This is a genomic window from Scytonema sp. NUACC21, from assembly GCF_054684315.1.
Window position 1 is genome coordinate 1 of sequence record NZ_BAAFZH010000026.1, and the last position, 22523, is coordinate 22523.

Genomic DNA, 22523 nt, shown 5'->3' on the forward strand with positions numbered 1-22523 from the left:
GCATATCACCGTACTCAATGCCGTTGTGTACCATCTTCACGTAGTGACCGGAACCACCGGGACCAACGTAGGTTACGCAAGCACCGTCATCGACTTGGGCAGCAATTTTGGTGAAAATGGGCTCCAAATACTGGTAGGAGCTTTGTGTACCTCCTGGCATGAGTGAAGGACCGTTGAGCGCCCCTTCTTCACCACCACTAACACCCATACCAATGAACCGAAATCCAGCCGGTTCCAATTCTTGGGTGCGGCGATCCGTATCTTCAAACCAAGAGTTACCACCGTCGATAATAATGTCGCCTTCGTCTAGCAATGGTCTTAGCTGGTTAATCACTGCATCTACAGGCTTACCAGCTTGAACCATAATCAAAATTCGTCTGGGACGTTCCAAGGCGGCTACGAACTCTTCTAGAGTAAACGCGGCTTTGACGTTTCTTCCGTTAGCACGTTCCGCCATGAATTTATCGGTCTTGTCGCGCGAGCGGTTGTAAACTGCGATTGGAAAGCCGTTTCGCTCAACGTTTAGAGCGATGTTCTCTCCCATAACGGCTAGACCAATCACACCAAAGCTTTGCTGTGTCATAAATTTTTTTGGCTAACTCTTGCAGATTCTCTTTATCTTTAGGTTAGTCCGAGATTTTCGCTTCTCTCCTAAAGAAGACATTAAGACTTTACAAACAGGGTACAACTACTAGAGGTATACAGATAATTAATTTTGATTTGTATCTACATCCACAATTCCCTTGCAAAGTTTGCAAAATTGAAATAATGAGTTAAAGAATTGGGAACTAGAGACCGAGTACTGAGGTAGCTTAATTCTTGGCGAACGGGCGATCGCTAGTTCCCAATCCTAGTCAAACGACATACAAAGGAGTAACCACAAGATGCTGGCAAACGTCCTAGCGTTGACAGTCGGTCTGGGCAGTATAGCGCTTTACTTAGCAGCTTTCTTTTTTCCAGAAATCCACCGCAAGAATGATTTTATTTGGAGTGGAGTGGGGCTGTTCTATGCCTTAGTTTTATGGATATTTGCACCACGCATTACTGGTGGTCTTTTGCTGGGTCATGTGGCTAGTGTCGCTCTTTTAGGGTGGTTTGGCTGGCAAACAATCTCATTACGCCGCCAGCTAACACCAACAGCGCAACAAACCCAAGTACCGAGTGCTGACGAGGTCAAATCCAATCTTCAGCAGCAAGTTTCTCAGTTCTCACTTCAAGAACGACTCGCCCCGTTGCAACAGTGGTTTAGCCGCACCTTCTCTCGTCCAAAAGATAAGGTGCAACATACTGGTGCAACAAAGACACCAGAACAGCCTAAAGCTGCAGTGTCTCCTACAGCAACACCAACAGTTGAGATTCTTGACCAACGTACTTCGACACCGGCACAGCCCACAGCTGACACTGAAGCCCCAACCCCAACATCAGGACAACCAGCAGATGTCGCCACTGTTGGGTCGGAAGCCAAAACCAAGCTTGTTACAGAACCAATTCCACCCAATCCCCCATCTCCCGAATTGGTAGAAGCAGCTCAACAGAGCGCTGAGGAACAAACACCTCCTCTTCCTGTGGTGGAAGTTGCTCCCGACGCTGAACTTGCTCCTCCTGCTGAAGCACCAGCCGAACAAGTTCCGCCAAATCCTCCAACTCAGGGTTCTTAGTTGTAAGGGCGCAAGGCATTGCGCCCCTACCGATGTACTTCATTTACCTGAAAATGCTTCTGTTAGAGGTAAAGATTACCTAATCAATGAACCGCGAAGACGCGAAGGACCCTAAGAAAAAGACAATGTTTTACCAGAAAGGGTTCGCTTACGCGATCTGCGCTGCAGGCAGGAGCAAAGCTATCGCATTAAGTTGAACACCTGAGAGATTCTCGCTGATAATAGTGAGAATACCACTCCATTTAATTTATATCTAGATATTTAGCGCTGTGACAGAAACTGGAAGCTACAAAGACACCGTAAACTTACCCAAGACAAACTTTGATATGCGGGCAAACGCTACTAAGCGCGAACCCGAAATCCAAAAGTTTTGGGAAGAGAATAAAATTTATGAACGCCTGTCAGAGGAAAACCCAGGCGATGTATTTATATTGCATGATGGACCACCTTATGCTAACGGTTCCCTGCATATTGGTCACGCTTTAAATAAAATTCTTAAAGACATTATTAATCGCTACCAACTGCTGCGGGGTCGTAAAGCTCGCTATGTACCCGGTTGGGACTGTCACGGCTTGCGCTCCCAATGAAGTAGAAAGTAAAGTCTAGACTTGTCTAGGTTTTATATAGCAGATGAGAAATTGGGTGATGGTGGGCAATGCCCACCCTACGACGTGAAATATTATTCTCCAGTAATTGAGAGTTCATCAACCCAAATTCTGGGACAAACGCCGCCTGGAGTTAGCTCTACCTCTTTCTCCACAAAAATAATGGACTTGAGAAGTTCTAGGAAATCACCAGCAACAGTGGCGGACTCAATGCTAATCTTCTCGCCTTTGTTTACCAACCAACCATCAAATGGCAGGGAAAAGGAACCTTGTAAGGCTTTCACTCCTGCGTGCAGTGCTTGTAAATCATCGATAAAAATCACATTTTCTGCAGTTTCCAAGTTCAATTCTTGTTCGCCTGGGGCAGCTGCAAAGACGTGATAAAAATTGGGGCTGACGGTGACTTTTGCACCAATATTGGCATGACCTGTCGGGCTTGCATTCATCCTTTTTGCAGTTCCTGCACTGTGGAGAAAGTTTGTTAAAACGCCATTTTCAATCAGGGCAATTCGGCGTGTGGGAGTTCCTTCTCCATCGAAAGCTTCTGCACCAATGTTCGCTGGATGCAGTGCATCATCAACTACTGAAAGTAAGGGTGAAGCAATTGTCTTTCCTAAATCATCTGGAGTAGATAAGCTTTGCTTGTCCAAAATACTTTGAGCGTTAAATATATTGGAAAAAGCACCAAGCAAACTTAAGAAAGCATCTGGTGAGAAAACAACTCGATATTTACCGGACTTGATTTTTTCATAGTTCAAGTGGCTAATAGTTTTCTCTGCTGTTTCTTTGATGCAACCATTAATGTCTAAATTATCTAGACTTTGGCTAATTCTAAAAGCACCAGCACTGCGGGGTTTTCTGCCCTCTTCCTCGGTTTTGCTGTAAAGATAAACTGATGCCAATGAGTGGGATTCTGTTCTCATCGCACCATCGCTGTTGAGATAGAACCTGTCAATATCTCTTTGCGCCAAACTGTTGTATGGCACTCCTTTAATTGCTGGATGAGCGCTCAATAGTTCTTTCTCAGCTACTAGTAAGCTTTCTATCAATTGAGAAACAGGTACTTGGGGTGCTTTTTCGTGAGAGGTTTGGTCGATGGGAACTGTAGCCTCTGGGCTAAAATCGGGTACATTTTCTTTGACACCAAAGAAACTTGCTTCATATGCGGTTTTCAAAGCTAACTCAAGCCCTTTGGGGTCTACATCTGTTGTGGTGGTGACACCCATTGTGTTGTCTTCATTCCAAACACGCACGGTGACACCAGAAAGATTTGAGGCTTTTACTTGCTTGGGTTCACCCCGATCCACTTGTACGCTGGTCTGGTCTGCACTTGAACCATAGATATCAAATTTTTTGATGCCAAGCTTCTGTGCATTATCCTTGGCGTAGGTTGCAATTTCACTAATATTGGGCATAGTCTGGAAATTTTAAAACGGTTACTTGGTTGGTGGTTAGTGGTTAGTAGTTGGTGGTTAGTAGTTAGTGGTTAGTGGCTAATGACTAATTGTTTCTTACTCCACTATTAGCCATCAGCCATTAGCCATTAGCCATTAACCATTAGCAATTAACGTCCGCCTACGGTTATTGAATCAACCTTAATGTGAGGTTGTCCTACGGTAGTGTAGATACTGCCACTGACAGAACCACAAAAACCGGGTGCTAGGGACAAATCTTGAGAACACATGGAAATCTTATTCATAATTTCCTTGGCTTCACCAATCAAGATAGCTCCTTTCAGGGGCTTGGTGATTTTGCCATTTTCTATTAAATATGCTTCGTCTACACCAAAGTTAAATTGACCTGTAGCACCAACGCTACCGCCACCCATCTTCTTACAGTAAATACCTTTGTCAACGGAATTAAACAAATCATCAACACTGTATTCACCCGTCGCAATATAGGTATTACGCATCCGGCTAGCCGCTGCATAGGTGAAGTTTTGACGGCGACCACTGCCTGTTCTGGGATGTCCGGTGCGCCAAGAACCTGCGCGATCCGACAAGAAATTCTTCAAAACGCCTTTTTCAATTAAGAGAGTTCTTTGGGCTGGCATACCTTCGTCGTCCATGTCAATGGTGCCAAAAGCATTGTCTGTCCGCCCTTCATCCCAAGCAGTTAGGCTTTCATGAGCGATTTTTTCACCTTTTTTATCAGCAAAGGGAGTGGTGTTGCGTTCGATTTGAGTGGTTTCCAGCAGGTGTCCGCAGGCCACGGTGAGAAAATGCCATACAACGACATCCAGCCGTGGAAATATCACAAGCTTCATGAAGTTTTTGGTAACAATGGCTGGGGAGTGAAAGTAGCTACCGAGTCAGAGTTAGAATCAGCACTGCAACAAGCAGAACAAAATCGGGATAAGCTTGCCTTCATTGAAGTGGTGATGGATAAAATGGACTCTCCAGAAATTCTCTTGAAAATGTTGCACAAATAGTTGCCGTATTGGATACTTGATGCAATTTCCCTAAAAATTGCTGTAGTATCCATAGAACATATGTATAAAGTTCATCAGAAACAAACTGCGTCTATGTTAACGCGTGATGGCGTGCGACTCGACGCAGATATCTATTGTCCTGATGCAGAGGGAGAATTTCCCGTATTATTGATGCGACAACCTTATGGAAGAGCGATCGCATCCACTGTTGTTTACGCCCATCCGACTTGGTATGCTGCCCACGGTTATATTGTCGTCATTCAAGATGTCAGGGGACGGGGAACCTCAGAAGGAGAATTCAAGCTTTTTGCCCGTGAAATTGAGGATGGAGAAGACGCGGTAAACTGGGCGGCGAAACTCCCTGGTAGTACGGGTGAGGTGGGAATGTACGGTTTTTCCTACCAAGGAATGACTCAACTCTACGCAGCTGCTACCAAACCGCTAGCGTTAAAAACAATTTGCCCTGCAATGATTGGTTACGATTTGTATGCAGATTGGGCTTATGAAGGAGGGGCATTTTGTTTGCAAAGCAATCTAGCCTGGGCAATTCAATTGGCGACAGAAACAGCCCGTTTGCGAAAGGATGAACAAGCTTACCATGCCTTGTTTGCCGCTTATCGCAATCTGCCTTTGCACGATAGAATTCCCAATCATCCTGAAGTTTTGCACAATTGTGCCCCAGACTCGTTTTATCACGAGTGGTTGGCACATTCCCAACCTGATGAATACTGGGAACAGCTTTCCCCCAAAACACACCTCCAAAACGTTGACTTGCCCATGTTCCATATTGGAGGGTGGTTTGATACTTACCTGCGCGGTACGATGAATTTATATAAGGATATGGCAGCGCGGAGTCAGTACCGCCAACAACTGTTAGTGGGTCCTTGGGCGCATTTGCCCTGGGGTCGTAAAGTTGGTGCCGTTGATTTTGGTATTGATGCAGCAAGCCCTGTAGATGAAATGCAAGTCCGGTGGTTTGACCAATTTCTCAAAGGTATAGATACGGGATTGCTGGAGCAACCCCCTGTTTGCCTGTTTGAGATGGGTAGCGATCGCTGGCGCAAGTTTGACACTTTTCCCAACGAATACCATAAAACTTACTTTTTGTCAAGTCAAGGACTCAGTAGCATCCGAGAAGATTCCGGAACAATGAGCGATGGACAATTAGCAGTTAGCAATACTGACGTTCTAGTTCATGACCCTTGGCGACCGGTTCCCTCGTTAGGTGGTCATGCAGCAATTCCTGGAGGTTCCTTTGAGCGATCGCACATTGATTGCCGTTCAGATGTTCTCACTTATACCAGCGAACCCTTGGTAGAAGATTTGTATTTAATAGGTGATGTCATTGTTGAAATTTGGTGTATCTCAGATAAATCCAGTTACGATTTATGTGCTGTACTCTCGGAAGTTTATCCTGACGGACGTGTTTATAATGTGACTCAAGGCTATCTGCGTTGTGAAAGTGAAAGCAACCTTATCAAAAGAACAATTCAATTGCAGACAACCTGTGTCAGAATTGCCAAAGGTCATGCCTTCCGCTTGAGTTTGAGTGCGGCGTGTTTCCCGGCATACTCTATGAATCCAGGGAATGGTTCAACATTGGGTAGAGATGCTGAAATTATTACATTGACCATCGGTTGTGGAGGAAAGACTGGGTCGCAAATTTTACTGCCACTGAACCGACTAAGCAGATAAACGGAAATAAGAGCTTATTTATAAAGTAAATTTAAAGATGGTTAGTCAGGTGAAATAGCCCGTTGTTCATCTCTAAGAATTCTGTCCTCTATTGCTCTGGTTCGTCTTGCGACTCCCTAAAAAGGTCAAAAAAATGCGAATTCAACCCAAATCTCTAGGCTTTACGATCCTGCTAGGGGCGCTTTCTGCACTCCCGCCCTTGTCAATCGATATGGGGCTACCTGCATTCCCGACGATCGGTCGGGCGCTGAGAACGCCACCAGGCGCAGTGGGACTAACACTTAGTTTGTTTATGCTTGGTTTTGCGATCGCCCAGCTCGGTTGCCGTCATCGAAAATGCCGACTTGGACGCCGCGCCCTGTGTACTCCGGCCAAACCGCTGTTGCATCAATACCGATGCTCTAGCTGTTAGATTTGCTGGATGAGTTCAAGGATTACTTAATAATCATTATTCCCGTCTTTGAAGTAAACTCTTTTTTTGCTAAGTACTGATGAAACATAAGTAAAAGCCGTGAAACGCGGTGTTTCACGGCTGTTTATGTGGTGTGAGGAGCTTAACTAAATATCATAATAATCGCTACTTACCAGTAAAACTACGCTTGTAACAATTTTGGTAACGAAAATTTTTATTGGGTATTTACGTAATTGTGGTTCCTTGAGTAGGGTTTCTAACGCTTCTGCTTCTTCCTCTGCATTCTCTGCGCCCGGTGTGGTTTGTAAAATAAAAAACCGTGGCAGCTGATAACAGCCCACGGCTTCAGTACGGTGTGAGGAGACTTAACTAGATATCATCATAAACTTATGGGGGTATTGGCAGAGGGTTCGTAACAATTTTGGTAACGAAGAAATTTTTTCTTGGTGGTTACAACGGCATGAGTTACACCAGCGCACCGCTGCAACTGGAACCACAGCCTGCTGTACAGCCGTAGCAATAAGCAGCAGTTTCTACTTCATCAATCAAATCTAAACTACCCGCTTCTAGTAATTTGGCAACTGTCAGGTTCTCGCTATCACGGCTTTTGGCTGGCAAATTCATCATCTGATTGAAGTCGCAATCATAGACATTACCGAGGTAATCAATGGAAAGTTCATCTCGGCACATCAGATTTTCTATTGTACCAGAATTGAAATTTGATTCTAGAAACTGTAGATAGGGAGCATAGAGTTTTTTCCGTTCTAGGTATAGTTTTGTTCTACCGACTGGTATGTTGGTAATGGTGAATAGGTTGTTAAAAACAATATCAAAATTTTCCTGTAGAAACTCTTTGTAACTTGTTTCTAGTTTCGCTTGGTCTGGCGTGAGGGAAAATTTCTCAGTTGCAGGTAGTTGCGGATTAAATACCAAGTCTAAAATAAGATCGGGCTCTTTGCCATAGCCCTGTTGATTCAGCCATTGCAATGCTTTGATTGAGCGATCGTACACACCTGTACCGCGCATTTTATCTACGTTGTCTTCTAGGTAACAAGGCAAAGAAGCTACAACTCGAACTTTGTGTTGGGCAAAGAATTCTGGTAAGTCTCCAAACCCATCTTCAAAGTAAACGGTCAAGTTAGACCGGACAATCACTTGCTTGCTATTTGTTCTTGCTGCTTCTACGAGTGGCTTAAATCCATAATTCATTTCTGGTGCGCCACCAGTCAAGTCAACAATCTGAATTTGAGGAAATCGTTGCAGGATCTCAATCAACTGTTGGCAAATTTCTGGGGAAAGTTCTTCTGTGCGTTTCGGTCCTGCTTCTACATGGCAATGGGTACAAGCTAGGTTGCAGCGTTTTCCCAAATTAATTTGTAATACAGAGATGCCTTTTTTTTTAAGAGGTGAACCGAGTTTTTGTTTGAATGGAGCCGCTGTTTGAATCATTATCTTTTTTACTAGAGAATTAGAACTAATTGGAGTGGGATGCTAGGTCTAATAGCAATTTGAAAAAAGAATGCAACACATGGATAATACCCCTCCCCAACCCTCCCCTTATAAAGGGGAGGGCACTGGATATGCGATATTCCCCCCTTTATAAGGGGGGATTAAGGGGGGTAAGAAGTGAAATCAACCTAACAACAACCACCGCCGTTATAGTGCCAGGTAGAATCAGTGATCGTTACCTTATTAGGCATTAAAACGGCTAGTTTTGCAGCAGTTTTATCACATACTGATGCGGGAATTCCTCGCTGAAGAATATGACCTTGTCCATCATCAAAAAAGGTTTCTCCTCCAACATAAATGGCTGTTTTTCCTGTAAAAATACAAGCACCATCTTCAGGAATGATGACTTTGAAAGCGACAGAATCCAAACTTTCTAGGAGTAGATTTTCTTCCAGTTGGTAAGTGTGAGAATCTAGCAACCGATAAGGACGACGGGCGCGAATTTCTACTTGCCCAAAGCCTACTTTGACAATGTGTTGAATATATTCATCATAGGTCAGCGCCCCTGATAAACACATTGCTCGCAAACGCTCATCTTTTTGCAAGTGTTGGGGAATGGGACGAGTGGCAATAGGATCGCTCATCTGTAACCTTCCGCCCGGTTTCAACACCCGATAAGCTTCTTGCAAAGCACGAGTTAAATCGAGAGAAAAACTACCTGAATACATGGTGCCAACGGCTTTTATATTCTTAAACACACTCCCTTTAACTTCCAATGGCAAAGTCAATCGTCGCGTCTTACCGTTGCCAGAGAATTACTCTACTCAAAACAACCTTTATGTGGCTCCTAAAACAGAGCTACAGCAGACCATTGCTGATACGTGGCAAACAGTACTAGGTATCGAGAAAGTTAGTATTAACGATAACTTCTTCGATCTTGGCGGACATTCTTTGTTGATTTCTCAAGTAAACGCCCAATTACGAGAAAAATTGCAACGTGATATCTCAGTAGTAGAAATGTTTCAATATCCTAGTATTAGTTCGTTGGCAGAACATCTTAGTAAAGAACAGCAAGAACAACATTCTTTTAAAGAGATTCGCACCCGTTCTAAAAAACAGAAATTGGCTTTAAATCGACAAAATAAAGCTTATAACCCCCGTCATAATTATTAATTGTAGTTTTGGCTAATAATTTGAAATGCTTGGCTGCGGGAGTTGTCTGTTTACCTTACCTCATAATGGCACAACCGGACAATACACAACTCCCAATTTCAAGATTGACTGGGTTAAAATCCATGTAAATAAACTAGAGAAAGATCTATTAAAAAATTATGCACATAGCAAAGTTAGATACAATTATTCAATCATTATTTTTTTTAATTCTAATTAGTATTGGGTTAATAGTAGGGATAATAGCATCGATTTTAATAATACTAATGAGTATATTTTTTCTGAAAAGAATCTGGTTTAGAAACAGACGTAAGTTAGTATGGAAACCAATTTCTTATATTGAGCGTCGTAGCAATCTCTCATACAATGAATTTGTTCAAGAGTATGCATCTGTTGGCAAGCCAGTCATCATTACTGATGTAGTTAAAAATTGGCCTGCTTTAGTAAAGTGGAATTTAGATTTCTTTAGAGCAGAATACGGTATAGTAAAGACCGATGGTGTGAGAGATAAAAATAATGGAACTAACATATCAATGACTATTGCAGATTACATAGATTATCTCGAGGCAGGTGATACAGATAAATCACTATACCTGTTCGACTTTCATATGTTTGAGCATCCAGAGCTTTACAAAGATTTCACAGTTCCAGAATACTGCAATAATTTATTAGAGAATTTGCCAGAAAAACTGTTTAACCAATACGGTTTTCAACAATATATTTATCTCATTATAGGTCGTAAAGAGTCATCAATAGGTCTTCACATTGATTCGTTTTGTACGCAAGGGTGGTTAGCAGCCATTTATGGACGGAAGAAATTCATCTTAATACCACCCGATCAAGAAAAATTTGTATATGACGGAAAAGTTAATGCTTTCAACCCAGATTTAGAAAAACATCCATTGTATGCCAATGCAACACCAGTAGAATTTATCCTAAACCCAGGAGAAATCCTCTATATTCCGTCTATGTGGTGGCATCAGGCAGAAAACCTTGATACTACTATCGCCTTGGGTTTCAATACAGTCAATGAGTGGAACTTAGAGATGGTGTTAAACGCGGCAAGTCAGGCAAATCCAATAATAGGTAATCTTTTAGGATTGTTGTTGGAATTTTCTTGGCTGGGTAAAGTTGTCTTGACTAGCCGTTTACTCTAAAAAAATATTGAATTAATTAGGTAAGATAGAAATCATCATGAGCAATATAGAAGTATATGATTCTGCACAATCAATTGCAATTATTGGTATGTCAGGATGTTTTCCTGGTGCTAAAAATATTGAAAAGTTTTGGGAAAATTTAAGCTCTGGAATAGAATCAATATCTACTTTTACAGATGCAGAATTAATTGCCTCTGGAATTGAACCAGAATTACTTAGTAATCCTCAATATGTGAAAAGCATTGCTGTGTTAGAAAATGTAGATTTATTTGATGCTTCATTCTTTGCCTTTAATCCTAAGGAAGCAGAAATCACAGACCCACAGCACCGTGTATTCTTAGAATGTGCATGGGAAGCATTGGAAAATGCCGGCTATGACTGCCAACACTGCGAAAGTCGAATTGGAGTTTATGCAGGTGCTGGTTCAAATAATTATTTATCATTTGATTTGAGTAGCGATCGCGCTGGATTGGCTAGTATCTTCCAAAAAGGAATTGGTAACGACAAAGATTTCCTAGCGACTCGTGTTTCCTATAAATTGAATCTGACTGGTCCCAGTCTGACGGTACAAACCGCTTGTTCTACTTCCTTAGTCGCAGTTTCTCTAGCTTGCCAAAGTCTACTTGGTATCACAATCCCCAAACAATTGAGGACTTGGTTGACTTTGTCGTTGCCCGTGCTTTGGATCAATTAGATATTGACTGTGTTCCAATTCAAAGGTGGCAAGGTCATTAAGAGTCAAAAGTCAAAAGTCAAAAGTCACAACTCAATAGGTGGTTCATCCTTTGCTTAAGACCAATGACCAATGACAAATGACAAATGACAAATGACAAATTTCTTATGGCAATCATTCGCTTAATTCTGTTGGTAGCTGTACTGGGAGGAATAACGCTGCTACTAGTACAAAACTGGTCGCCTGTTTTACCCCTTGTCTTTTTGGGTATGCGGACTCAACCCCTCCCTCTAGCAATTTGGATTTTGTTTAGCACTGTTGCTGGTGCATTCACAACGGTATTTGTAACCAGCTTGTTCGGCTTATCCAATTATTTTGGACAACAAAAGCGCCAAACACCTCCTATGGCATCTACAGAAGCACCACGTCGCAATCGTTCACGTTCTGAAGAACCACCATCCCGCCCTCAGAATCCCCCACCTTCTGGTAATCAAACAGAATATGAAAACAGTGATACTTCTGACGGTTGGGAAAGAGGTAGCAGACTTTATGATGATTGGGAATTTGACAATGAACCTGAGGAAACATCCACCTCCGATTCTCGAAAGACCCAGTTTCAAGATTCTGACACTTACGTTCGTTCCTCAGAACCCAAGGACAAACCCAAAACTGATTCGTCATACTCCTATAGCTACCGCGAACCCAAAAATTCCGGAGTAGGAAAAACAGAATCAGTTTACGATGCCGATTATCGCGTGATCGTACCTCCCTATCAACCACCATCGGCTGAAAAAGCCGAGGAGGATGATTGGGGATTTTTGGATGAAGACGATATTGAAGATGAGGGTAAGGGTTCTCGTCATTAAATAGAGATGCAACATACTACATCTCTACATAATATTACAACGCTCGCGGGACTCCTGCTTGACTTGTCCGGTCATAGCAGCCTCCTGCAAGGTCATGAAAGCATTAAAGTCTTCCAAATCGTACCGGGTCGTCAGCAGATGCCGCAGCTGATTTTCTGCCTCAACGGTGAGATAGCCAGTTGCTAAAGCTTTTTGTACAACGTCTCTAATCCGAGTCATGGGTGAAACCTCAAGTGACCACACATAAATCACATTTATAAATAAAATTTTTGTCAGATAAGATATGCAATGGTTTTGCGCTTCAAACCTTCGGTTAACAATGCTTTTGTGTATCGTTTTAAATTTTGTGTCATATTTTACACCTTGAACAAAAAACTAACTTTTTGATTGCAACTTGCGGCTAGTAATTGTTGGGGCATCAACAGCGTGTCGGTAGAAACACAGTATTGTAAAAATATATAATCGCCCCATTCACCGCGTGAATCACGCTCCCCCTATGTAGACCGATAAAGTCGGGATAAAGTTTCAATCAAGCTATATTAAATTTCTGTTAAGCCTAAAGATACCTAAGTGACAATTGCTAAGTCACCTAACACGCGTTATTAATTTCGTTATAAATTTACTTTTTATTTAATTTGACTTCATCCAAAAATAGGTATGATATTGAGACTTTGGTATTTAAAATAACGAGAATGACAACATCTAATTCAAACAGGGTCGAAGAGGAATTTATAGAAGCTAGAAATAGTTGGGAACTAGAAAAATTATACGTTGATTTAGGTTTGGTGAAAGGAAAATCTCTGACACCAGTGGAAAAGAAATTTCTCAGAGGTTTACTGTGTGGTTTTAGCCCTGCAGAGATTGCTATTACAGTCTATCAAAGTCGCAGTAGCAGTACTGTTAGGGTTTACTTGTCTAATGGATTATATAAATATATAGAAGAAATGTTGAGTAACCAAGCAGGATATTCAATTAAAGTAAAAATTGGAGTCGGGTGACTCAATTATTGGAAAAAGCTGGTTATAAAAAATTATGGTTTTCCGTCGATCGCACTAGCCCTCAACTTCAGATAAATACAATAACAACTAATTCTAGCTTGGGAAAATCAACACCAGTAGAAGATTGGGGCGAAGCTATTGATGTTAGTATTTTTTATGGCAGAGGGACAGAACTTTCTCAAGTTGAAGAATGGATTGTCAAAGAGCGTTGTCGTTTAATAGCAATTTTGGGTATGGGAGGAGTTGGAAAAACCGCTTTTTCCGTAAAGTTAGCAGAACAGGTAAGGGATAAGTTTGAATATGTGATTTGGCGATCGCTACACCTTACCCCTGCAGAAGTGACGCGAGTTGTATGAGTTGACGGATGAGGAATTGGAGGGGTTGACATCCTCCCACGGCTAAAAGCCTGTGGGATTCCCAGAATCACTTCTGAGATTTCCTCTTTCTACGAGTCGGCTTATCTTGAGGAGTTTCCTCACCCTTACGGGTTCGCCACTTGCTTCAACTCTGGAAACCAGAGCAACGCAGTGGCGAACCAAGACAGAGGTCGGTCTCTCCAGAGGCGATTAACGTTCCCGTGTGCCCCACGGTACGGGAGCCACTCCGTTGGGCGGCTCTGCCGACTTGAAGGATGTGGCGTAGTCCTATCTCAAGGATGTTGCGTGCGGCGTTATAATCTCTGTCTTGGACGTGTCCGCAATGAAGACAAATGTGCGTTCTAGTAGAAAGCGTTTTCTGAACCACTTTTCCACAATTAGAGCATTTTTGAGATGTGCCGTGTGGCGGTACAGGCACAGTGACCACACCAAATACTTTCCCAAAATACTCAACCCATTCACGGAACAATGTCCATGCAGCATCGCTGATACTTTTGGCAAGATGATGATTCTTTACCATGTTCCGAACCACCAAGTCTTCATAGGCTACCAAGTCGTGAGACAGGACTACGCACCTTGCAGCCTTAACCGCAAAGTCTTTACGTTGCCTACTTACCTTTAAATGCTTTCTTGCCAATTTATTTCTTGCCTTTGCACGATTTTTAGAACCTTTTTTGGTTCTAGATAATTGTCGTTGAAGGCGTTTTAGTTTTTTTTCTGACTTACGAAGATGACGTGGGTTTTCAACTGTCTGACCTTCACTGTCAGTGTAGAAATGAGTTAAACCCACATCCAAACCAATAGTTTTACCAGTTGGTGTACGTTTCTCCAAACGTAAGAAGTCGAGACAAAATTGTGCATAATAGCCATCTGCTCGACGTACAACCCGCACGCGCTTAATTTGTTTTAACTGATAGAAATGTAGGTCACGAGTGCCCCACATTTTAAATGTTCCCGCTTTAAAACCATCAGTAAATGTGATGTGTCTTCTATCTTCTGAAAGCTTCCAACCTGTCGTTTTGTACTCTACCGAGCCATGAGTCTGATGTTTTTTAAAGCGTGGATATCCTTTGAAGCCCGGTTTCTGACGAGTGCAGTTGTCATAGAACCGAGAAATTCCACTCCATGCACGTTCGCCACTAGCTTGCCTTGCCATTGAGTTTAACTTGAGAGCAAATTCAAACTTTTGAGCAAGAATTGCCGTGTATGCGCTAATTTCATTCTTTCCAACGCCACGATTATCCATCCAGTACCTGAGGCACGAGTTCCGGATAAATCGGGCTGTACGAATTGCTTCATCAAGCTTTTGATACTGCTCAATCTCACCTTCTAATTTGGCTTCAAATACCAGCATGGATAACCTCACCTCCTGAATGTAAATCTTACTATGCTTAGTATAGCATAAACTTTCTTTGGCAATCCCAATTCCAGATAAATCACACAAAGCACTTAAAAGTGCTACGCATTCATGAGCGAATAATGCGGGAGGCAACGAGCGAACCGCATTATTCGCGTCCCAAACGGCTAAAGCGCGTGGGCTTTCTGCTTTATTTGTTGTAATCATAAATAGGTCAACATAAAAAAACGTAAAACATACATAAAAACCCGATTGATGTCTATGACCCTTTCAATTACAACCGAACCTCTCCCATTACAAATTAATGCTGATGGCGTGGTACAAGTCAGCGGAACGCGAGTGACACTTGATACAGTTGTAGCTGCCTTCAATCAAGGGGCGACTGCTGAAGAAATCGTGTTTCAGTACCCGTCTTTGCAGCTAGCTGATGTTTACGCAGTCATTAGCTACTATTTACGACATCAGCAGGATGTTGAAGCGTACTTACAGCAAAGGCAACAACGCGCACATGAGATTCGCAAATTAAATGAGACGCAGTTTGCGCCTCAAGGTATACGGGATCGCTTGCTGTCTCGACGGCAGCAACAGTATGCTAATAGACCCCTCTAAAACAGGGAACGCGCATCGGTCGAACATGAATGTTTTTACTTCGTAAAAACATCCCTGTTCCCTGTTCAGAGTTCCCCGTTCCCTTCTTCGATAATGACAGTTTGGACATCTTTATCACCTTTTGCAGAACAGTTGATGATAACGCAAGGGCTATTATCTAATTGAGGACAGAGAATTTCTAAATAGGCGATCGCATGAGCTGTTTCTAAAGCTGGGATAATGCCTTCTAATTGCGAAAGTCCTGTGGAGTTAGCACAGATGAAATTGGACAATTTAGCAGCTTGTCGGGTGGCAATTCTCGGTGCTGGCAAAATGTCGCGATTGCTAGTACAACACTTGCTGTCTAAAGGCGCTGCAAAAATTTGTATTTTAAATCGCTCTCTGTCTCGAGCAGAGGAATTGGCAAAGCTGTTCCCCGAACAATCTATCAGAGCTTGCTTGCTTTCGGAAATGACAGCAGTGATTTCTGAGTGCGATTTGGTGTTTACAAGCACATCAGCCACAGAACCAATTCTTGACCGTGTTAAGTTAGAAATGGTTTTAGAACCAAATCGTTCTTTGATGCTGATTGATATCTCCGTGCCTCGTAATGTCCATGCAAATGTAAACGAACTGACAAACGTACAGGCGTTTAATGTGGATGATTTAAAGGCAGTCGTAGCACAAAACCAAGAAAGCCGTCGCAAGATGGCACAGGAAGCTGAAGTCTTGTTGGAACAAGAAGCAGAAGCTTTTGATGTTTGGTGGCGATCGCTCGAAACTGTAACGACAATCAGTTGTTTGCGGGATAAAGTCGAAGCTATCCGCGAACAAGAATTAGAGAAAGCTTTGTCGAGATTGGGTTCGGAATTCGCTGAGAAACATCAGGAAGTAATTGAAGCCCTCACACGAGGCATTGTTAACAAAATTTTACACGATCCAATGGTACAGTTGCGAGCTCAACAAGATGTTGAAGCAAGACGCCGGTGTATGCAAGCTTTGCAAATGCTGTTTAACTTGGATGTAGAAGAACAGTTTAGTTAAAAGTAAGGAATGCTGTTAGTAGTTGGTAGTTGGTAGTTGGTAGTTGATAGTTGGTAGTTGTCAAGTTTACAGATTCACTAACCATTAACCACTAACCATTAACCACTAACCACTAACCACTCGCAGTCCTTACTCAAATTCCATGAACAGAATTTTTCGACTGATTGTCTTGCTGTTGGGGTTGTGGCTGTGCTTTGATTTAGCATCCCATTTCACGGCAGAAACTCTGTGGTTTGGTGAAGTTGGATACCTCAGAGAATTTTTGTTACGTCTGGCTACACAATTGGGTTTGTGGGCGATCGCCGTCTTTACGTCGGTTAGTTTTTTACTGAGCAATTTAGTTCTCGCCTCTCGGCTGAAATATTCTCCAGAAGAATTAAAAACCAGACAACAAAATGCTAGAAAATACGGAGATAGAACACAAGGGGAAAATTTCTCTCTCTTGGGCAAAGAAGCCGCACCAATTAATACTTTTCATTCACCGCTGCCTTTACACTTTTTATTGCCTTTAGTAATAATATTAACTTGTGTAGTTGGGGCAATACTGATTTTTTACAGTCAAAAGGCTTTAGATATTTGGCATCCAGAGATTAAATTGCCCACAACCCCCTTGGAATTACCACCTTGGTTAAAGCAGGTATCGCAGGAATTTAATCCCCAGCAACTATCTCTCCCCATTGTGCAGTTGGGATTGCTGGTGGTGGTGACTGTCGCTGTTTTAATTCATCAAGAGTTTTGGCTGAGGTCAATTGCTGTATTCATCAGTTTATTGCTGGGGTTTCTTGTCTCAGCACAATGGGATAAGGTTTTACTGTATTTCCACAAAACTCTTTTTAACCGCGCCGAACCTTTATTTCATAGAGATATTAGCTTTTACGTTTTCTCACTTCCGATTTGGGAATTGTTAGTCTTTTGGCTGGTGGGGCTATTTCTGTTTAACATTGCTGCTGTGGCTTTAACTTACCTATGTTCGGGGAACAGCTTGAGTGAAGGCAGATTTCCCGGTTTTTCTGTATCGCAACGTCTCCACTTAAACGCCATTAGTAGCTTATTCATGTTGTCCATTGCCCTGCATTACTGGTTGCAGCGCTACGAACTTTTGTATTCTACTCGTGGTGTGAACTACGGTGCTAGCTACACCGATGTTACAGTTTTGTTACCAATTGATACTGGGTTAAGTGTTTTAGCAGTGGCGATCGCAGCTTACCTGCTACTGCGAGTTATCGTTTTGTCCAAAACAACAAAAACTCATTTCAAACCAATTCCCTACCCACCCCAACTGATTTACGCACTGGGATTATATGTAGTCATAGTGTCAATTTCTGGAGAAATTTTGCCATCAGCTGTACAACGGTTAATTGTCCAACCAAATGAATTAACTCGCGAACGCCCTTATATTGAGCGTGCTATCACCCTAACCCGAGAAGGATTTAATTTAAATACTATAGAAGCGAGAACTTTCGACCCCAGAGGTCTACTTGATAGCTTGTGTAGGAAATCTTTGCGAGTATCTGCAATTTGATTGTGTTTTTTGGCAATTCTGAGACGGGTGCGCTCACGGCGTTTAGAACCAGCCTCTGGGAGAACAAAATCTGATGTACTCACAGAGTTGATTAGAAAATTAAAAATCAATAAAAAGCCGTGCTTCTAGCACGGGGCTTGTATCCCATTAATTTCGGTCAGGGAAGTCCCCTTCGTCTTATAATTTTATTGATAGCAACTAGAGTTCGGTGCCTGCCACTATGAGTAGCAACCCAGATTGTTCCGCCCAAGGCTATCAAATTACTAGCGAACTGGGACGAAATCGGGAAGGGGGACGTATTACTTGGCTGGCATCGCAATTGAAAACCGGTCAACAGGTTGTACTCAAGCAGTTTTGTTTTGCAGTTGCTGGTTCTAGTTGGTCGGCTTTCAACGCCTACGATCGCGAAATACAAGTCTTGCAAGGGCTGAATCACAAAGGCATTCCCCGCTATTTGGGGGCTTTTTCTACAAACGACGGCTTTTGTTTGGTTCAGCAGTATATTAATGGACTATCACTAGCAGTACCGCGCAGCTTTGACCCGTATGAAATTAAGCAAATTGCCATTTCTATCCTAGAAATTTTAGTTTACTTGCAAAATCGCATTCCTTGTGTTATTCATCGCGATATCAAACCCGAAAACATTTTGGTGGATAACGAACTCAACGTTTATCTGATTGACTTTGGCTTTGCCCGCATTGGCAGTCAAGAAGTCTCTGGTAGCAGTGTCTTTAAAGGAACTCCTGGTTTTATACCTCCAGAACAACTGCGAAAGCCAACAGAAGCGTCTGACTTATACGGTTTGGGCGCAACGATCGTCTGTTTGCTTACCAACACTCCTTCAACTGCAATTGTGGAGTTGACCGATGAAGATGACCCCTATCTCATTCATTTTAAACATCTGCTCCCTCGCTTAAACGTAGGTTTTTTGAATTGGCTGGAGAAAATGGTACACCCCAGGCTCAAAAATCGTTTTGCCAATGCAGAGATGGCTTTGAATGCTCTCAAACCTCTGGAGATCACCTTAACTCCAAACAGTTTCAAACAGACTCTTTCGCCATCATCAATATCTCCTGCAAGTTTGAAGAATCATCACTGTCTTGTACCAAAAATTGAAATTAGTCCAACAGTGGTGAATTTCCGTGCCAACTCCCTTGGCGAACGATTAATGCAAAGTGTCAGTATCCATGACCCAGAATCTGAAACCCAATTAGATGTGAAGTGGGAAGCCGTTCCCCATCCACACGATCCACCCCAAACGGCTGACTATTATCCTTGGATTTCAGTTACACCAATGAGATTTGCCCGAAATTATGCTCATTTGCAGGTTTGGGTGAATACGAGCAAGTTGTTACCAGATAAGCTGTATGAGCGCCAACTATTACTACATATAAATTCATCCCCTCAAACTCATACTCTAACTGTTAAAGTGAGGACGGCTTCTCTATCAGTTGCAAGACGCAAATTGCCTTATGCAGGTTTAATTTGGTTGGGGCTTGCAACTAATGTGGCAGCTATAGCTTTAACTTGGGCTGCAAATGTGTTTGGGAATATACCTATCATTTTCGCCATGTACGGGGCTGTGTTTGGGTTTGCAAGGGGGGTTAAAACTGGACGCATAGTTGGGTTTGTAAAGGAAGTTACCTGTGGGACAGTTGCTGGGGTTGTCGCTGGAGCTACAAGTGGGATAATCGCTAGGGCTTGCGGTCTTAGGGCGATCGCTCCATCCCTGGTTTGCGTAGCATTTCTCATTGGAACTGTGGTTGGGATTCCAATGGGGAATACACTTGTCAAAGTTATTGATGCTGTAGCTTGTAATACAGTGAACCGAGGTTTCACGAAAGGGTTTACTACTGTGCTAATAATACTCACTTTAGCAACAGGAACTAGTCTGGGAAGTGGTTTTGTAGTTGGCTTTCTCAATCCATACATCCTATGGGCAGTGGCAGCAACTGCATTACCCCTAGCAACTCTATTGGTCTTGCCGCTATTTCAATATCTTAGATTGGTTACTAAGTACCGTTCTGGAGGGGAAGGTTTGATAAAGCCATAAGCTCATCATCAACCACCTAGTACAAAAAGGCTGTTCGCGTAGCGTCTGAGGAGGAGTATGAAAGCTAAAGGATGAAAGTAAAAGGCTTATACTGCAATCTTTAAATTATATTAAGTCCGGTTAATTAGTTATGATTAAACAATAATCGCAAAAACCGGAAAACCCTCTCCCCATCTCCCCCTTATAATAGGAAATACGTAGGAGAAAGGCGACCGCCCTTATTCAGTTAAGAATGTTCGCGATCGCCTTCAAAAAACAAGATTTTATTTCCTATTATCTCCTATTATGACACAAATTCCAGCAATTGCACCAGACGAACAAGTAATTTCTCTTCCTCAGCTGTGCAACTTCTTCTGCACGTTGTGAGGTGACTTTGGAATAACGAAGAGTGGTTTGAATTTTCTGATGTCCCATTAAAGCCCTAAGTTCTTCCATCTGTAATATTCCCGTCCGCTCAGTAGCCCAGCTATGGCGTAGGTCGTGTATACGGATACCTTCTAAATCTGGATTAGTACTAGTAATTTGTATCCAAGACTGATATACACGTGCGTAAGAAAGACGTGATACAGAGTCGTTTTGATGTTTTTGGGCAGTATGATTTATTCGGCAAGCGATGCTGCTTTATCTTTCCCTTAGAATGGGATAAAGCAAGCACAACTCAACTGACAGATAGTTAACCCAGCTTGACGCGAAATTCCCTGTCGTATTTCATCTGATAAAGTGATCCGACAAAAATTAACGCAATACGTAAAGAAAAGTTAAGGAAATAGAGTCCATGCGATCGCCACCCTTGTTGCTAGAAGAGTTGGATTGCGGTGAGAAATACAAGTGTGCAGTTTGTGGGTAGGGGAGGGATGACATCAGGAATACCTTATTCTAACTATTGAAGCTGATTATCGCTGTATGCCTAAATAGGAATTTATTATAAGAACCTGAAAGTTGTAAAATTTTTGTTAAATTGAACAAGCATTTACTCTGTCTCCTCAGGTTTCTCAAATAAGGTACTCAGCATGACAGCAACCACCCCAAAGGCAACAACAGCCGCATCCGATTTTTGCGAAGGTATCCAATACTTTGGTGACGCAATGCCCGGTTTTGAAACCTATGGCAAAACACCAGCAGTCGAGTCGGGTGATTCTGCGATCGCCGACCCTTCAGAACCTGCCGCCGTATTCCAAACCTTACTAGCCGCCGACGCGTTGCGCTATTTAACATTGCAAATCACTGGAAGTAAAGCCTCCGGACATCCAGGCGGATTTGCCAGCCAAGCGGAAGCTTACGCGGCGCTTGTCATGCTTGGGTACAAAAACATGATCACGGAAGTGGGACACCATGCCCCCGGTTTTTACAGTGCCATGTTCCTAGACCGCTCCTTAGAGGACATGGGAATTTACACAGTGCAACAATTGCGCGATCGCTTTCGAGAAAAACACGGTTTACTGGGACACCTTTCCGGCTACATACCCGGCATTCTTGCACCTGCAGGTCCTTTGGGGCAAGGGCAACACTTTGCAATGGCTGCTGCACTGCTGCACAAAGATAAGCTCTTCCCCTTCACCCTTGGTGATGGTGGGCTGGGTGAACCTTATATTATGAGTTCAATGGCACACTTCCACACCGCTTTTCCCAGTGCAACCAACTTCTTGCCAATCTTAGTATGGAACGGTTACAGCCAAGAACACCACAGCATGGTTTCCCTCAAAACCAACGAACAGATGATTGAGTACTGGCGCGGTAATGGTTTTGAAGAAGTTGTGCTAGTCGATGCCAAAGACTTTGACGACACAAACCAATCAGGAGACTACGTTGATAGCACTGCCTTTTCCTTTGACCGGAGATTAGCCTTTACCAAAGCCGTACTTTCAGGTGTAGATAAAGCTGCACGTTCGGCACTTGGCGGTAAGCTAACTGCCTTCATTATCAAACAACTCAAAGGTGCAGGAGTCCACGCACGGGGTGCCAAGTCTCACAACCTCTATCCTAAAGACACTCTGGATGCACCCCATATCGTCAATGCCTTAAAGGAACGTGCTTTGAGCGTAGAAGCTTGGCAACTGGTACGGACAAACTGCGAACGCGCAGGTGGAGGACCTGCGGCAAAAACAGTTGTGACAGAATTTGAATACCCCTTGCCAGAATTAGGTGAATTGCCTTTAGAAGAATATCCTGTAGGTGGCGATGCAAAAGTTTCCACCACAGCAATGGGAAGATTGGTGGCAAAAGTCGGACAGGTAGATAAAAACTTTCTTGTCACCAACGCCGACGGTAATGAAGCATCAGGTATTGGTAACATCAACCAAGCACTGAAGATTATCCACCCCACCACTGACGACTTGTACAATCAAACACCAAACGGACAAGTTTACGAACCTTTGAGCGAAGACGCTTGTGCGGGGTTAGCAGTTGGTTTGACCTTGATGGGGGCGCGGACTTTGTGGTGTTCTTATGAATCTTTTGCCATTAACGGT

The 22523-nt window shown here is 42.9% G+C and carries 17 protein-coding genes and 8 pseudogenes; 16 read left to right on the forward strand and 9 right to left on the reverse strand.

Translation table 11 applies throughout. The annotated features are described in order from the left end of the window. The coding region (locus ACYRY3_RS01995; protein ID WP_460200123.1) for an NAD(P)-binding domain-containing protein at positions 1-583 on the reverse strand (583 nt) is incomplete at its 3' end. Between the two features lie 301 nt (positions 584-884). Between ACYRY3_RS01995 and ACYRY3_RS02000 the strand changes: the two genes are divergently transcribed. Together ACYRY3_RS02000 and ACYRY3_RS02005 are read left to right on the forward strand one after the other, a co-directional pair. Continuing rightward, on the forward strand, positions 885-1658 hold the full coding sequence (locus tag ACYRY3_RS02000) for a Ycf66 family protein (protein WP_460200124.1): 774 nt from the start codon (positions 885-887) through the stop codon (positions 1656-1658). A 269-nt stretch (positions 1659-1927) separates the two neighbouring features. Further along, positions 1928-2233, forward strand: a pseudogene (locus ACYRY3_RS02005) (class I tRNA ligase family protein); the annotation flags it as partial. 104 nt (positions 2234-2337) lie between these two features. Here the strand turns inward: ACYRY3_RS02005 and ACYRY3_RS02010 are convergent. Together ACYRY3_RS02010 and ACYRY3_RS02015 are read right to left on the reverse strand one after the other, a co-directional pair. Next, positions 2338-3678 carry a TldD/PmbA family protein gene (locus ACYRY3_RS02010; protein ID WP_460200125.1) on the reverse strand — a complete coding sequence of 447 codons (1341 nt, stop codon included), beginning with the start codon at positions 3676-3678 and terminating at the stop codon, positions 2338-2340. Positions 3679-3827: 149 nt separating this feature from the next. Continuing rightward, a pseudogene (locus ACYRY3_RS02015) lies at positions 3828-4472 on the reverse strand (TldD/PmbA family protein); the annotation flags it as partial. Between the two features lie 12 nt (positions 4473-4484). On the opposite strand from ACYRY3_RS02015, the gene ACYRY3_RS02020 reads away from it, so the two are divergent. The 3 genes from ACYRY3_RS02020 to ACYRY3_RS02030 all read left to right on the forward strand — a co-directional run bounded on the left by ACYRY3_RS02020 (position 4485) and on the right by ACYRY3_RS02030 (position 6801). Then, positions 4485-4694: a hypothetical protein gene (locus ACYRY3_RS02020; protein WP_460200126.1), complete on the forward strand. Its 210-nt coding sequence runs from the start codon at positions 4485-4487 to the stop codon at positions 4692-4694. A 60-nt stretch (positions 4695-4754) separates the two neighbouring features. After that, positions 4755-6389: a CocE/NonD family hydrolase gene (locus ACYRY3_RS02025; RefSeq protein ID WP_460200127.1), complete on the forward strand. Its 1635-nt coding sequence runs from the start codon at positions 4755-4757 to the stop codon at positions 6387-6389. A 211-nt stretch (positions 6390-6600) separates the two neighbouring features. Next, positions 6601-6801 (forward strand): hypothetical protein, encoded by a 201-nt coding sequence (locus ACYRY3_RS02030; protein WP_460200128.1) that lies wholly within the window; start codon positions 6601-6603, stop codon positions 6799-6801. A gap of 146 nt (positions 6802-6947) precedes the next feature. Here ACYRY3_RS02030 and ACYRY3_RS02035 read toward each other — a convergent pair whose 3' ends face one another. The 3 genes and pseudogenes from ACYRY3_RS02035 to ACYRY3_RS02045 form a co-directional block, all read right to left on the reverse strand. Beyond that, on the reverse strand, positions 6948-7142 hold the full coding sequence (locus ACYRY3_RS02035; RefSeq protein ID WP_460200129.1) for a hypothetical protein: 195 nt from the start codon (positions 7140-7142) through the stop codon (positions 6948-6950). 124 nt (positions 7143-7266) lie between these two features. Beyond that, on the reverse strand, positions 7267-8250 hold the full coding sequence (gene arsS / locus ACYRY3_RS02040; protein ID WP_460200130.1) for an arsenosugar biosynthesis radical SAM (seleno)protein ArsS: 984 nt from the start codon (positions 8248-8250) through the stop codon (positions 7267-7269). A gap of 188 nt (positions 8251-8438) precedes the next feature. Continuing rightward, positions 8439-8954 (reverse strand): annotated as a pseudogene (locus ACYRY3_RS02045) (arsenosugar biosynthesis arsenite methyltransferase ArsM); the annotation flags it as partial. A gap of 22 nt (positions 8955-8976) precedes the next feature. Between ACYRY3_RS02045 and ACYRY3_RS02050 the strand changes: the two are divergent. From ACYRY3_RS02050 to ACYRY3_RS02070, 5 genes and pseudogenes are all read left to right on the forward strand, one after another. Beyond that, positions 8977-9423, forward strand: a complete 447-nt coding sequence (locus ACYRY3_RS02050) for a phosphopantetheine-binding protein (protein WP_460200131.1) — start codon at positions 8977-8979, stop codon at positions 9421-9423. Positions 9424-9581: 158 nt separating this feature from the next. Next, positions 9582-10577, forward strand: coding sequence for a cupin-like domain-containing protein (locus ACYRY3_RS02055; RefSeq protein WP_460200132.1), 996 nt, complete (start codon positions 9582-9584; stop codon positions 10575-10577). Positions 10578-10614: 37 nt separating this feature from the next. Then, a pseudogene (locus tag ACYRY3_RS02060) lies at positions 10615-11253 on the forward strand (beta-ketoacyl synthase N-terminal-like domain-containing protein); the annotation flags it as partial. Continuing rightward, a pseudogene (locus ACYRY3_RS02065) lies at positions 11202-11312 on the forward strand (aromatic acid decarboxylase); the annotation flags it as partial. The pseudogenes ACYRY3_RS02060 and ACYRY3_RS02065, both read left to right, overlap by 52 nt. A 105-nt stretch (positions 11313-11417) precedes the next feature. Continuing rightward, entirely contained in the window at positions 11418-12116 is a 699-nt protein-coding gene (locus ACYRY3_RS02070; protein ID WP_460200141.1) for a LapA family protein, read from the forward strand. A 24-nt stretch (positions 12117-12140) separates the two neighbouring features. Here the strand turns inward: ACYRY3_RS02070 and ACYRY3_RS02075 are convergent, their stop codons facing one another. Further along, positions 12141-12335, reverse strand: a complete 195-nt coding sequence (locus ACYRY3_RS02075; protein WP_460200133.1) for a hypothetical protein — start codon at positions 12333-12335, stop codon at positions 12141-12143. 473 nt (positions 12336-12808) lie between these two features. Between ACYRY3_RS02075 and ACYRY3_RS02080 the strand changes: the two are divergent. Continuing rightward, a pseudogene (locus tag ACYRY3_RS02080) lies at positions 12809-13446 on the forward strand (helix-turn-helix transcriptional regulator); the annotation flags it as partial. A 169-nt stretch (positions 13447-13615) separates the two neighbouring features. On the opposite strand, the gene ACYRY3_RS02085 reads toward ACYRY3_RS02080, so the two are convergent. After that, complete coding sequence (locus tag ACYRY3_RS02085) at positions 13616-14845, reverse strand: RNA-guided endonuclease InsQ/TnpB family protein (protein ID WP_460200142.1); 1230 nt, start codon at positions 14843-14845, stop codon at positions 13616-13618. Positions 14846-15109: 264 nt separating this feature from the next. Here ACYRY3_RS02085 and ACYRY3_RS02090 point away from each other — a divergent pair, with 264 nt between their 5' ends. Further along, complete coding sequence (locus ACYRY3_RS02090; RefSeq protein WP_460200134.1) at positions 15110-15457, forward strand: DUF433 domain-containing protein; 348 nt, start codon at positions 15110-15112, stop codon at positions 15455-15457. A 65-nt stretch (positions 15458-15522) separates the two neighbouring features. Here ACYRY3_RS02090 and ACYRY3_RS02095 read toward each other — a convergent pair. Then, positions 15523-15696, reverse strand: a pseudogene (locus tag ACYRY3_RS02095) (tryptophan synthase subunit beta); the annotation flags it as partial. Positions 15697-15700: 4 nt separating this feature from the next. On the opposite strand from ACYRY3_RS02095, the pseudogene hemA reads away from it, so the two are divergent. The 4 genes and pseudogenes from hemA to ACYRY3_RS02115 all read left to right on the forward strand — a co-directional run. After that, positions 15701-16480: pseudogene (gene hemA / locus ACYRY3_RS02100) on the forward strand (glutamyl-tRNA reductase); the annotation flags it as partial. Positions 16481-16622: 142 nt separating this feature from the next. Then, positions 16623-18002: a UPF0182 family protein gene (locus ACYRY3_RS02105; RefSeq protein ID WP_460200135.1), complete on the forward strand. Its 1380-nt coding sequence runs from the start codon at positions 16623-16625 to the stop codon at positions 18000-18002. A gap of 220 nt (positions 18003-18222) precedes the next feature. Continuing rightward, positions 18223-20055: a serine/threonine protein kinase gene (locus ACYRY3_RS02110; protein ID WP_460200137.1), complete on the forward strand. Its 1833-nt coding sequence runs from the start codon at positions 18223-18225 to the stop codon at positions 20053-20055. Between the two features lie 1010 nt (positions 20056-21065). Further along, on the forward strand, positions 21066-22523 hold a 1458-nt coding region (locus ACYRY3_RS02115; RefSeq protein WP_460200139.1), incomplete at its 3' end, for a phosphoketolase family protein.